This window comes from Streptomyces sp. NPDC060184 (assembly GCF_042728795.1).
Classification (GTDB): domain Bacteria; phylum Actinomycetota; class Actinomycetes; order Streptomycetales; family Streptomycetaceae; genus Streptomyces.
Map to the genome: position 1 here is coordinate 67,120 of NZ_JBHWYX010000013.1, position 11,992 is coordinate 79,111.

The 11,992-nt window shown below is 75.1% G+C and carries 10 protein-coding genes; 6 read left to right on the forward strand and 4 right to left on the reverse strand.

Features of this window, described 5'->3' with window-relative positions; all coding sequences use genetic code 11:
• Positions 1 to 45: 45 nt before the first annotated feature.
• The 3 genes from ACFWEE_RS11455 to ACFWEE_RS11465 all read left to right on the forward strand — a co-directional run bounded on the left by ACFWEE_RS11455 (position 46) and on the right by ACFWEE_RS11465 (position 3,516).
• Complete coding sequence (locus ACFWEE_RS11455) at positions 46 to 624, forward strand: hypothetical protein (RefSeq protein WP_386888376.1); 579 nt, start codon at positions 46 to 48, stop codon at positions 622 to 624.
• A gap of 156 nt (positions 625 to 780) precedes the next feature.
• Complete coding sequence (locus ACFWEE_RS11460; RefSeq protein ID WP_386888377.1) at positions 781 to 1,818, forward strand: rod shape-determining protein; 1,038 nt, start codon at positions 781 to 783, stop codon at positions 1,816 to 1,818.
• 27 nt (positions 1,819 to 1,845) lie between these two features.
• Positions 1,846 to 3,516, forward strand: coding sequence for a GAF domain-containing sensor histidine kinase (locus ACFWEE_RS11465; RefSeq protein ID WP_386888378.1), 1,671 nt, complete (start codon positions 1,846 to 1,848; stop codon positions 3,514 to 3,516).
• 22 nt (positions 3,517 to 3,538) lie between these two features.
• Here the strand turns inward: ACFWEE_RS11465 and ACFWEE_RS11470 are convergent, their stop codons facing one another.
• A complete protein-coding gene (locus ACFWEE_RS11470; RefSeq protein ID WP_386888379.1) occupies positions 3,539 to 3,970 on the reverse strand; it encodes an Lrp/AsnC family transcriptional regulator in 432 nt (143 codons plus the stop codon).
• A 170-nt stretch (positions 3,971 to 4,140) separates the two neighbouring features.
• On the opposite strand from ACFWEE_RS11470, the gene ACFWEE_RS11475 reads away from it, so the two are divergent.
• The 3 genes from ACFWEE_RS11475 to ACFWEE_RS11485 all read left to right on the forward strand — a co-directional run bounded on the left by ACFWEE_RS11475 (position 4,141) and on the right by ACFWEE_RS11485 (position 8,391).
• Positions 4,141 to 5,361: a nitrate/nitrite transporter gene (locus ACFWEE_RS11475; RefSeq protein ID WP_386888380.1), complete on the forward strand. Its 1,221-nt coding sequence runs from the start codon at positions 4,141 to 4,143 to the stop codon at positions 5,359 to 5,361.
• Positions 5,362 to 5,462: 101 nt separating this feature from the next.
• On the forward strand, positions 5,463 to 7,004 hold the full coding sequence (locus tag ACFWEE_RS11480) for an acyl-CoA synthetase (protein ID WP_386888381.1): 1,542 nt from the start codon (positions 5,463 to 5,465) through the stop codon (positions 7,002 to 7,004).
• Positions 6,997 to 8,391 (forward strand): carboxyl transferase domain-containing protein, encoded by a 1,395-nt coding sequence (locus ACFWEE_RS11485; protein ID WP_386888382.1) that lies wholly within the window; start codon positions 6,997 to 6,999, stop codon positions 8,389 to 8,391. The genes ACFWEE_RS11480 and ACFWEE_RS11485 overlap by 8 nt, the downstream gene beginning before the upstream one ends.
• A gap of 55 nt (positions 8,392 to 8,446) precedes the next feature.
• On the opposite strand, the gene ACFWEE_RS11490 is transcribed toward ACFWEE_RS11485, so the two are convergent.
• The 3 genes from ACFWEE_RS11490 to ACFWEE_RS11500 all read right to left on the reverse strand — a co-directional run bounded on the left by ACFWEE_RS11490 (position 8,447) and on the right by ACFWEE_RS11500 (position 11,964).
• On the reverse strand, positions 8,447 to 9,541 hold the full coding sequence (locus ACFWEE_RS11490) for an LLM class flavin-dependent oxidoreductase (protein WP_386888383.1): 1,095 nt from the start codon (positions 9,539 to 9,541) through the stop codon (positions 8,447 to 8,449).
• A gap of 345 nt (positions 9,542 to 9,886) precedes the next feature.
• Entirely contained in the window at positions 9,887 to 11,212 is a 1,326-nt protein-coding gene (locus ACFWEE_RS11495; RefSeq protein WP_386888384.1) for an MFS transporter, read from the reverse strand.
• A 140-nt stretch (positions 11,213 to 11,352) separates the two neighbouring features.
• A complete protein-coding gene (locus ACFWEE_RS11500) occupies positions 11,353 to 11,964 on the reverse strand; it encodes an alpha/beta hydrolase (RefSeq protein ID WP_386888385.1) in 612 nt (203 codons plus the stop codon).
• Positions 11,965 to 11,992 lie beyond the last annotated feature (28 nt).

The following is an 11,992-nucleotide window of genomic DNA, read 5'->3' on the forward strand; positions in this document are numbered from 1 at the left end:
GAGCGGGCCGAGCCCCCGGGACGGCGGGCGGGCAGGATGGGCTCCATGACCGCCGCCGCTCCCTTCGGGCCGCTCCAGTTCCAGCTCGTCCTGCTCCGCCGGATGGCCGACCACCAGCCGGACCTGGCCGAGGAGGCCCGGCACCGGCTGGGCGCGACCCTCGCCGAGGCGCGCGAGGCGAACCGGCACTGGCAGGCCATGGTGCGCGGGCCGGGCGGGCGCGGCGTCCTGCGGCGGTACCGCTCCGTGCTCGGCGCACCCGAACATTCCGTCCGGCGGACCGTCGGCGACCTGGAGTGCGACGCGCTGACGTGGACGCTGCCGCTCTGGCCCGACCTGCGCTTCGAGGTGATGGCCGCACCCGGCGGAGCGGTCTGGAACGCCTGGCTGGTCCGCGCTCCCGGCGCCCCCGGCCCCGAGCTCCGCAGCGCGGCCGACCTCACCCCCTGGTCCTCCACGGTGGACGAGGTGGCGCGGGCCTTCGCGCCGGTCCGCCCGATGGAGGGCAGTGCGCCGACCCGCTGGGCGCTGGCCTTCACGGACCCGGCGACCGGCGCCGGTCACGTCGCCGAGTTCACGTGGGGCCTCTTCCAGCGGCTGCTGCCCGGTCCGCGGACAGCCTGAGCCCTTCCGGTCCACCGCCCCACGGCCGCCCCGGGCCCGACCGTTCCCGCGGGCCCGTCCGGCGTACCTCAGCGCGCGCCCGGCCCCCGCTCCGCCCACGATGCGAAGGAGAGCCGGCTGCCGCCGGGACCCCACCAGCTCTCGGGAGAACCTGCCGTGACCGTCAGCCTTGACCAGTTGCGCCGTTGCCACATCGCCGTCGACCTGGGGGCCGCGAGCACCCGCGTGTACGTGAAGGGGCTCGGGCTCGTCGTCGACGAACCGAGCGTCGCGGCCGTCAACACCCGTACCGGATCGCTCATCGCGGTGGGCGCGCTCGCCGAGCAGATGACCGGCCGCACCCCCGGCTACATCCGGGTGGCCCGGCCCGTCTCGGGCGGCACCGTGGTGGACATCGAGATGGCCCAGCGCATGCTGCGCCACCTGATCGGCGAGAAGCTCCGCCGCCAGCTGCGCCGCAAGCCCCGCCTGCGGGCCGCCGCCTGCACCCCGCACGACAGCGACCCGCTGGCCCAGCGCGCCACCGTGGAGACCCTGGTCGGGCTCGGCGCCCGACGGGTGGAGCTGGTGGACACCCTGATCGCGGCGGCCGTCGGCTGCGGGCTCCCGGTCGAGCAGCCGACCGCGACCATGATCATGGTGTGCGGGGCGGCCACCACCCAGATCGCGGTGCTCTCGCTGGGCTCGATCGTCACCGCCGTACGCATCCCCATCGGCGGCAACACCATCGACAACGCGGTGATCCAGCACCTGCGCCAGCACCACGAGCTGATGCTGCCGAGCCAGTCCGTACGCCCCCTCCAACTGGCCCTCAGCGGCAACGGGCTGACCTCGCAGGGGCCCGACGTGACCGAGATCCACGGCCGCGACGTGGCGACCGGACTGGCCCGTTCCGTACAGGTGGACACGGCCGCCGTGCGGCAGGCGATCCACACCCCGCTCACCGCGGTGGTGGACGGGCTCGGCAGGGTCCTGCGGGACTGCCCGCCCGATCTGGTGGCCGACCTCGCCGACCGGGGCATCATGATGGTCGGCGGCAGCGCCCTGCTGCCCGGCTTCGACCAGTTGCTGCGGACCGCCACCGGGATGCCGGTGACCATCGCCGAGCGGCCCGAGGCCTGCTCGATCCTCGGCCTCGGCGCGATGCTGGACGGCACGATCGCCCCGATGGCCCTCAACCCGCTCGCCGGCTGACCTCCCCGCACGGCCGGGGCGAGGCGGATGGCGCGGGAGCACGGCGGCGGACCCGACGGGCCCGAGGACGCCCACGGCGCGGCGGACGGTTCCGGCACCTCCGAGGGCGACGCCTACGCCCCCCGGCTGCCGGAGCTGCTGGAGGCGGTGTTCAGCGTCGGCACCGATCTGGGGCTGGGCACCACGCTCCAGCAGATCGTGGACACCGCCTCGCTGCTGACCGACGCCCGCTACGGCGCCCTCGGGGTGCTGGACCCCGAGTCCGGCCGGATCACCGAGCTGTACACGGCGGGCCTCGGCGACGAGGAGCGCCGGCGCATCGGCGCACTGCCGGACGGCCGCAGGGGGGTGCTGGGCGCGCTGATCCACGAACCCCGGCCGCTGCGCTCCGACGACGTGACCCGCGACCCCCGCTCGGTGGGCGTACCGCCCGGACACCCGGCCATGCACACTTTTCTCGGCACGCCCGTCCGGGTCGACACCGAGGTGTTCGGCAACCTCTATCTCACGGAGAAGAGCGGCGGACGGCCGTTCACCGACGCCGACGACGCCCTGCTGCGGATCCTCGGTGCCCAGGCGGGCATCGCGATCAGCAACGCGCGGCTCTACGAGTCGGCCCTCCAGCGGGAACGCTGGCTCCAGGGGGCGGCGGCCGTCACCACCGCGCTGCTGACCGGGACGAGCCGGGCCGAGGCGCTCCAGACCGTCGCCGAGGGGGCCCGGGTGCTCGCGGAGGCGGCAGCCGGGGTGATCCTCCAGTCCCGCGAGGACGGCGGCATGGAGATCGTCACGGTGTCGACCCTGGAGGACCCGGAGGGCATCCTGGGCGCCTCGATCGCGCCCGGCTCCCCCGTACTCGTCCATCTGCTGGGCGGGGAGCCGGTGTTCATGGACGACGCGGCGACCGACCCGCTGATGACGACCTCGGTGCGCCACCGGTTCGGGCCCAGCATGATGCTGCCGCTGGAGAGCGACGGCCGGCTGATCGGGACCCTCGCGCTGCCCCGGCTGCGGGGCGGCCGGCCGTACACCTCGGCGGACCGGCAGCTGGCGACCCAGTTCGCCTCGCAGGCGGCAGTGGCCCTGGTGCTGGCCGACGCCCAGCACGACCGGGAGCAGCTGGCGGTCTACGAGGACCGCGACAGGATCGCCCGTGACCTGCACGATCTCGTGGTCCAGCGGCTCTTCGCGACGGAGATGACGCTGGAGTCGGCCCGCCGCAGGGCCGTCGCGGCGACGAAGGCCCCGGGGTGGTCGGGGGACCCGGACGACGCGGTGGAGGCGGACGGTCTGCTGGTGCGTGCGGTGGACGAGCTCGACTCCACGATCCAGGAGGTCCGGACCACGATCTTCGCCCTCCAGCAGCCGCCCGCCGACGCCCCGACGACGTTCCGGGGCCGGGTGCTGCGGGAGACGGCGGGTGCGTCGGCCCTGCTCGGTTTCCAGCCGTCGGTGCACTTCGCGGGGCCGGTGGACGCGCTGGTGGGCGAGCCGGCTGCCGGGAAGCTGCTGGGGGCCCTGCGGGGTGCGCTGGCCGCCGCCCACCGCCGGGCGGGCGTCTCGGCGATCGAGGTCGAGGTGGACGCGACGGTCCGGCTGCCGGACGGGCGGCGGGCGGTGCGGCTGCTGGTCGCGGACGACGGGCAGGGCGAGGACGGTGAGCGCCTGCCGCCGGTCACCTGGCAGGCGCCGATCTGAGTGCCCGTCCGCGCGGACCCGGTCAGTGGCTGGGGGCCGCCCGCAGGGCGATCCGGGTGGTGGAGTGGGCCACGCCCGCGTCCCGCTTGAGGCGACGCAGCAGGGTGTCGAGGGCGCCGGGGTCGGCGGCGGTGGCGCGTACGAGGTAGTCGTGGCCGCCGGTGAGGTGCACCACCTCGGTGATGCCCGGCAGCATCAGCACCGAGCGTTCGAACTCCTCGTTGGTGGTGTCCAGGCGCAGCGAGACGTCGATGAAGACGACGAGTCCGGAGCGGGTGTCGGCGGCGGGGTCCACGATCACCGTGAAGCCTCGGATGACGCCGTCGCGGCGCATCCTGCGTACCCGGTCGCCCGCCGCGTTGGCGCTGAGCCCGACGCGTACGCCCAGGTCCCGGTACGAGATCCGGGCGTCCTCCTGGAGGATGGCGAGTATTTCTCTGTCCAGCCGGTCCATACCGCGATTGTCGCAGCATTCGGGCGAAACCGACTGCGGAGACGACCGTGCGGGCACGGCCGCGCACCGCGGGTGAGCGTCGCCCGCCCCTTCGGCGGTGCGCCGCCGGGGTGCCCCCGGTTGGAGCAGTCCGACGGGCTCCCGGTCGAAGGTCGGTCTTGACTGGCCCCGTGGAGACAGCAGCCCCCGAACAGCCCGCCGCACCGGCGGCGGCCAAGCCTTCCGCCGCCGCGTACCGCAATCTCGTCGTGGCCACGATCGGCTTCGCGCTGACCTTCTGGGCGTGGAACCTGGTCTCGCCGCTCTCCGGCGAGTTCAAGGACCGGCTCGGGCTCAGCTCGTTCCAGCAGTCCTTCCTGGTCGCCGTGCCGGTCATCGTCGGTTCGCTCGGCCGCATCCCGGTGGGCGCGCTGACCGACAAGTACGGGGCGAGGCTGATGTTCCCCGCGGTGTCGGCGCTGACCGTCGTACCCGTCCTGCTGCTGATCCCGGCGAAGGACTCGTACGGGGCGATGCTCGCGGTGGGCTTCCTGCTGGGACTGGGCGGCACCACGTTCGCCATCGGCATCCCGCTGGTCAACTCGTGGTTCCCGCCCTCCGACCGGGGGCTCGCGCTCGGCGTCTTCGGCATGGGCATGGGCGGGGTGGCGCTCTCCGGGTACTTCACCCCGCGCATCGCCAAGCACAGCGACAACCTGCCGTTCCTGGTGGTCGCGGGCGCGCTCGTGGTGTACGCGCTGCTGGCCGCCGTACTGATCACCGACCGCCCCGACCGCCCCGTGCCCGCCGACACGCTGGTCCACCGGCTCACCGGGGCGGGAAAGCTACGGGTGACCTGGGAGCTGTCGGCGCTGTACGCGATCGGCTTCGGCGGCATCGTGGCGTTCGGGGTCTACCTGCCGACCTACCTCAAGACCTGGTACGACATGTCCCCGACCGACGCGGGCACCAAGGCGGCCGGCTTCGCGCTGGTGACCGTCGTCTTCCGGCCGGTCGGCGGCTACCTGTCGGACCACCTGCACCCGGCGCTGGTCACCGCGGCGGCGCTGCTGCTGGCCGCGCTGATGGCCATCGTCCAGGCCTTCGACCCGGCGCTGAACCCGGTCGGCACCATCGCGCTGCTCGCCATGGCCGCCGGGCTCGGCACCGCGAGCGGCAGCGTCTTCGCGCTGGTCTCGCAGGTGACCCCGCAGCCGAAGGTGGGCAGCGTGACCGGCATCGTCGGAGCGATGGGCGGCCTCGGCGGGTTCGTGCCGCCGCTGGTGATGGGCGCGATCTACAGCGCCAAGGGCTCGTACTCGATCGGCTTCATGCTGCTCTCCGACCTCGCGCTGGCGGGCTGCGTGTACGCCTACGGGCGGATGCGGAACATCCAGCGGGACGCGGGCTGAGCCGGCGGCCGGGCGCCGCGGGGCTTGCGGGCGGCGCCGGGCCTCCGGGTGTTGCGGGGAACCCGGGTGCCGCCTCCTCACGAGCCCTTACGCTGGCGGGCGTGACGCAACTCTCCCCCGCGCCCCTCCCGTCCGAGCCCCTTCTCCCCGCGCTCCAGCACCCGTCGGCCGGCACGGACGGCCGGGAGGCGGTCCGGTTCGGCGAACTCTCCCTCTCCTACGCCCGGTTGTCCGCGCTCGCGGGCGCGCTCGCCCCCCGGATCGCCGGGGCGGGCGGCCGGGTCGCCGTCTGGGCGACGCCGTCCGCGGAGACCGTCGTCGGTGTGGTGGCCGCGCTCCTCGCGGGCGTGCCCGCCGTTCCCCTCAACCCGAAGACCGGCGCACGCGAACTCGCGCACATCGTCGGCGACAGCGCGCCGGCCGCCGTGCTCGCCGGCCCCGGGGACGTGCTGCCGGCGGCGCTCGCCGCACTCCCCCGGATCGACGTCCTCGTGGACGGGGACGCGGGAGCCGCTCCGGCGCCCGCGGCCGAGCCCGGTCCGGAGAGCGCCGCGCTCATCGTCTACACCTCCGGCACCACCGGTCCGCCCAAGGGCGCGGTCCTGCCCCGCCGGGCGGTCGCCGCCTCGCTCGACGCGCTGGAGGACGCCTGGGGCTGGACCGGCGACGACGTCCTCGTCCACGCGCTGCCGCTCTTCCACGTGCACGGGCTGGTGCTGGGGGTGCTCGGGCCGCTGAGGCGCGGCGGTTCGGTCCGCCATCTGGGGAAGTTCTCCGCCGAGGGCGTTGCCCGTGAACTCGGCTCCGGGGGAACGATGTTGTTCGGCGTGCCGACCATGTACCACCGCCTGGCCGAAGTGCTCGGGACCGGTGGGGGCGCCGGGGCGACCGCCGGTGCCGGGCTGGCCGGCGCGCTGGCGGGTGCCCGGCTGCTGGTCTCGGGGTCGGCCGCGCTGCCGGTCCACGACCACGAGCGCATCCACGCGGCGACCGGGCGGCGGGTGATCGAGCGGTACGGCATGACGGAGACCCTGATGAACACCGGCATCCGCGCGGACGGCGTTCCCCGGCCCGGAACGGTCGGCCCGCCGCTCGCCGGGGTGGAGCTCCGCCTGGTGGAGGAGGACGGCTCCCCGGCGGACGGCCCGGAGGCGATCGGCGAGATCCAGGTGCGCGGCCCGAACCTCTTCAGCGGATACCTCGACCGGCCGGACGCCACGGCGGCGGCGTTCACCGAGGACGGCTGGTTCCGTACCGGCGACATGGCCACGGTGGACCCCGACGGGTACGTGCGGATCGTCGGACGCAGGGCCACCGACCTGATCAAGAGCGGCGGTTACAAGATCGGGGCGGGCGAGATCGAGAACGCGCTCCTCGACCACCCGGGGGTGCGGGAGGCCGCGGTCACCGGCGAGCCGGACCCCGACCTCGGCGAGCGGATCGTCGCCTGGGTGGTCCCGGCCGACCCCGGATCACCGCCCGGCGCGGCCGAGTTGGCGGACCACGTGGCCAAGCTCCTCGCCCCGCACAAGCGCCCGCGCACGGTCCGCCTTCTCGACGCCCTGCCGCGCAACGACCTGGGCAAGATCATGAAGCGGGCGCTGACGGCCGACCCGGCGAGCGGGCCGGGCCACGATGGCTGAGCGGCCTGCGCGCCGGACCGCGCGCGAGATGATCGCCGTCGTCGCCGACACCTTCGACGAACGCCCGGCCGCCGGCGACGAGCACCATCCGGGTGCCGCGGGGACACCGGACGGCCCGCTCGGCTGGAGCGGTTACGGGGCGGCGCGGGCCGAGGCCGCGGAGCGGACCGGCGAGACGGAGTCGGTCGTACACGGCACGGCCCTGGTCGGCGGGCAGCCCTGCGTGCTGCTCGCCTTCGAATTCGGCTTCCTGGGCGGCTCGTTGGGGCACCGCACCGGGGACCGGCTGACGGCCGCGTACACCCTCGCCCGGGAACTGCGGCTGCCGCTGGTCTCCTTGGTCGCCACGGGCGGCAGCCGGATGCAGGAGGGCATGGTCGCGCTCACCCAGCTCCAGCGGGTGGCCCGCGCCTCGGCGGAGCTGCGGGCGGCCGGGCTGCCGCAGCTCGCGGTCCTGCGGGACCCTGCGACCGGCGGCGGCTGGGCCACCGTGGGGGCGGGCGCCGACGTGGTGCTGGCACTGCCGGGGGCGCAGGTCGGGTTCGCCGGTTCGCGGGTTCGCCCGCCGGACGCGGACCCGTACGCGTACACGGCCGAGGGCCAGTTGGCGGCCGGGCAGGTCGACACGGTGGTGGATCAGGCGGAGTTGGCAGGCACGCTGGGGCGGTGGCTGGCGGTGCTGAAGGGAGGTGCGGAGGCGGGTGCGCGGGCGTCCGGCATCCAGCCCGCTCCGGTACCGCGGGCGCTCTCCCGCACCCGGCTCCCCGCGACCGGCCGGGAGGCGGTGGCCCTGGCCCGCGCTCCCGAACGGCCGCGCGCACAGGCGTACTTGGACGCGTACTTCGCGTACCGGCTCACCCTGCACGGCGACCGGGCGGGCGGCACGGACCCCGGGACGCTCTGCGGGTTCGGTCTGCACGGGGACCGGCCGGTGGCGTACGTCGCCCAGTGCGGCACCGCCACCCGGCCGGCCGGTTACCGGACGGCGGCCCGGACCGTGCGGCTCGCGGACCGGCTCGGCATCCCCGTACTCACCCTGATCGACACCCCGGGCGCCGCCAACGACGCGGCGGCCGAACGGGCCGGGGCGGGCGCAGCGATCGCCGACGCCTTCGCGGCGGTCGCGGAGGCGCGGGTGCCGGTGACCACGCTGGTGATCGGCGAGGGCGGTTCGGGCGGCGCGCTCGCGCTGGCCGCCCCCGGCCGCACCCATGTCACGGCCGACAGCTACTTCTCGGTCATCGCACCGGAGTTGGCCGCGGCGATCCTCAAACGCCCGCCGTCCGCGGCCGACGAGACGGCCGACCAGCTCGGCCTGCGGCCCCAGGACCTGGTGGCCCTGGGGATCGCCCGGGGCATCGTGGGCGAGGCGCCGGAGAGTCCTTGAGGACCTCCGGCGGCGGGCCGGTGCTCGCTCAGGCAGCGGCGGGCCGGTGCCCGGCTCAGACGGCCGCGAGCGCGCGGAGCCGGGGGGCGACCTCCTCGCCGACCCGGAACGCCTCTTCGAGGTGGGGGTAGCCGGAGAGGACGAACTCGTCCACGCCGAGCCGCCGGTACTCGTCCAGCCGGGCGGCCACCTCGTCGTGCGAGCCGACCAGCGCGGTGCCGGCCCCTTCGCGGACCAGGCCGATGCCGGCCCAGAGGTTCGGGGCGATCTCCAGTTGCGATGCGTCGGCGCTGCCGCCGTGCAGGGCCGTCATCCGCGCCTGGCCCACGGAGTCCATCCGCGCGAACCGCTCCTGGCTCGCCCGGACCGCCTCCGGGTCGATGCCCGCGAGAATCCGGTCGGCCTCGGACCAGGCCTCCGCGGAGGTGTCCCGGCTGATGACGTGCAGCCGGATTCCGTACCGCAGCGCGGGGGCTGCCGCACGCAGCCGCGCGATGCGCCCGGCGAGGGCGGCGGGCGGTTCGCCCCAGAGCAGCTGGACGTCGGCCCGGCGGGCGGCGACCGCCTCGGCGGCGGGGGACGCCCCGCCGAAGTACAGGGGCACCCGGTGCTGGACGGCCGGGTCGGTGAGCTTGGCGCCCTCGATCCGCAGGTGTTCGCCGTGGTGGTCGACCGCCTTGCCGTCGAGGAGGTCCCGCACCACCGACATCACCTCGTCGGTCCGGGCGTACCGCTGGTCGTGCGGCAACGCGTCGCCGTACGCGAGCTGTTCGGCGGGATCGCCACCGGTGACCACGTTGAGGGAGAGCCGCCCACCGGCGAACCGGCGGAAGGCGTCGGCCTGTTGGGCGAGGAGCGTCGGGCTGGTGAACCCGGCGCGGAAGGCGACGAGGAACCCGATCCGCTCGGTGTGCTGGGTGAGCGCGGCGCTGAGGATCCACGGGTCGACGCACCCGAGGCCGACCGGCGTCAGCAACGAGTGGAACCCGGCGGTCTCGGCGGCGCGGGCGACCTGCGCGAGGTAGCCGACGTCCGCGCGGCGGCGGGTGGCGGAGCCGGTGCGGCCCTGCACGGCGGTGACGCCGCCGGGGTCGCGGCCGTCACCACCGGTGGGCAGGAACCAGTGCAGCAGGAGAGAGCTCTCGGACATGGCGGACCCCGATCGGCGGTGGTGGGAACGGGAGCGACGGCTGGTCGCACGGCAGGTGCGCGGTGGGCGGTGCGGGGAGCGATGCGTCGCGCGCAGGTACGACGCGTCAGCCGTGGGCGCGACGCTTCAGCGGTACGTACGACAACAGCGCTCGGCCCGACAGCGCCCGGCCGGGACGCGCGGCGGAACCACGGGGCGTCGCGAAACCGGGCAAGGGGCCATGGAGGCATGGTGATCCGCCCGCCGCCCGCCCGACAAGCACGTCCCGCATCCCGGACAACCCGGGGGCCGCATCCCGGGCGGGCCGGGCCGGTGGGGCAGGCCGGTGGGGCCGGGCCGGTGGGGTCAGGGCTGCGGGTTCCGGGCGTCGTAGCGGAGGAAGCCGCGCCACTTCAGCGCGAGCAGCAGCACCGCGGCCACACAGGCGAGGCCGCCGCCGGTGACGGCGACGCCCGGGGAGGCCAGGTCGGAGACGGAGCCTGCCAGGAAGTCGCCGAGGCGGGGGCCTCCGGCGACCACGACGATGAAGACGCCCTGGAGTCGCCCACGCATCCGGTCCGGCACGGCGGCCTGGAGCATGGTGCCGCGGAAGACCATCGAGAAGGTGTCGGCGCAGCCGGCCAGGGCCAGGAACACGATGCCGAGCCAGAGTTGGCGGGTGAGGCCGAAGGCGGCGATCGCCGCGCCCCAGCAGGCGACGGCGCAGACGACCGCGAGCCCGTGCCGTCTGACCCGGCCGAGCCAGCCCGAGCAGACCCCGCCGAGCAGGGCGCCGAACGCGGGGGCCGCGACGAGGAGTCCGGTGGTGCGCGCGTCGCCGTGGTACCAGACGATCGCGACGACCGGGAAGAGCGCCTTGGGGCTGGCGAGCACCATCGCGCAGAGGTCGCTGAAGAAGGTCATCCGCAGGTTGGGGCGGGTGCCGAGGAACCGCAGCCCTTCCAGCACGGAGGCCCGCTCGCGCGGCTGCTCCTCGGCGGGACCGGCGCCGGAACCGGCTTCAGCGGGTGCGGCCTTGCCGGGCGCGGCCTTGGGGCCCCGGTCCGGGAGCATGGAGGGCAGGCGCCACATGGCGTACAGGGAGGCGGTGAAGGTGACGGCGTCCACGGTGTACGCGGCGCGGTAGCCCCACCAGCCGACGATCACGCCGCCCAGCATGGGGCCGACCAGGGTGCCGGTCGTGCTGGTGAGGGAGGAGAGCGCGTTGGCCGCGGGCAGCTGCTCGGGCGGCAGCAGCCGGGGGATCATCGAACTGCGGGCCGGGGAGTTCAACGCGAAGCAGACGGCCTGGAGGGCGACGATCGCGTACAGCAGCCCGACCTGCTCCACCCCCGCGACGGCGGAGGCTAGGAGGGCGACCGAGAGCAGGAACGATCCTGTGGAGCTGCCGAGGCCGAGCTTGCGCCGGTCCATGGTGTCGGCGATGGCGCCGCCGTACAGGCCGAAGACCACCAGCGGTACGAGCGAGCAGAAGCCGATGAGCCCCACGGAGAAGGCGGACCCGGTGAGGTCGTACACCTGGAGCGACACCGCGAGCGAGGTCATCCCCTGCCCGATCCAGGACACGGTGTTGCCGAACCACAGCCGCCGGTAGTCGGGGGACGTGCGCAGCGGGGTCAGGTCGGCGAATATGCGTGTGCGGTGTACATCCGGTTTGCTCTTTTGGGTCACGCCGGATGGTAGCGACCCTCCCCCGGCCTGCCGGAACGCACCCCTGGAGGTGGGCCTCGTCCGCCGGTGGGCCGCCCGCGTGTGCCGGGGTCCTCGTCGGGCCGTGACGCGGCGGCATCGGCCCTGGTCCCGCGCCCCCGTCAGCCGGTGAGCCAGTCGGCGAGGACGTCCAGCGCCGCGGGGGCGATGCCGTGGCCGACCGGGTCGAGCCGAACGGTGGCGGCGGCCCCCGACTCACCGGTGACGTAACTCCAGGTCCGGTCGAGCAGTTCACGGGGGATCACCCGGTCGTGGGCGCCGTGGGCGACGAGGACCGGGACCCCGGTGAGCCGTGCCGGGCCGGTCGGCACCCCGGCGTCGAACGGCAGGGTGCCGTAGAGGATCGCCGCACCGGCGTACCGCGCGGGATCGTCCAGCAGCAGGCCGCCCGCGAACGCGGCTCCGCCGCTGAAGCCGACGAGGTGGACGGGGCGTCCCGGCGGGGCCGCCTCGTCCAGCCAGCTCCGGAACCAGTCCATGGTGGCGCGCAGCGACTCGGGTACCGGGCGTCCGATCCCCCGGTTCGCGAACCAGGCGAAGCCGCCGTTCTCGGCGATCGGCGCCCGCACCGCGGCGTAGGAAAGGGTGCCGGGGAGGGCGTCCGCCAGCCCGATGATGTCGCCCTCGTGGGAGCCCCGGCCGTGCAGCAGCACGACGAGCGGACTCTGCTCGTAGCCCCGGGTCACGACGACGGGGGTACCGAAGCCGGTCACGCGCTGCCTCCCGGGAGGGTGACGGGGG

Excerpts from the sequence above, each read along its gene's own strand:
- ACFWEE_RS11455 (WP_386888376.1), top strand. The coding sequence starts at position 46 with ATGACCGCCGCCGCTCCCTTCGGGCCGCTCCAGTTCCAGCTCGTCCTG.
- ACFWEE_RS11465 (WP_386888378.1), top strand. The coding sequence starts at position 1,846 with ATGGCGCGGGAGCACGGCGGCGGACCCGACGGGCCCGAGGACGCCCAC.
- ACFWEE_RS11470 (WP_386888379.1), bottom strand. The coding sequence starts at position 3,970 with ATGGACCGGCTGGACAGAGAAATACTCGCCATCCTCCAGGAGGACGCC.
- ACFWEE_RS11485 (WP_386888382.1), top strand. The coding sequence starts at position 6,997 with ATGGCTGAGCGGCCTGCGCGCCGGACCGCGCGCGAGATGATCGCCGTC.
- ACFWEE_RS11490 (WP_386888383.1), bottom strand. The coding sequence starts at position 9,541 with ATGTCCGAGAGCTCTCTCCTGCTGCACTGGTTCCTGCCCACCGGTGGT.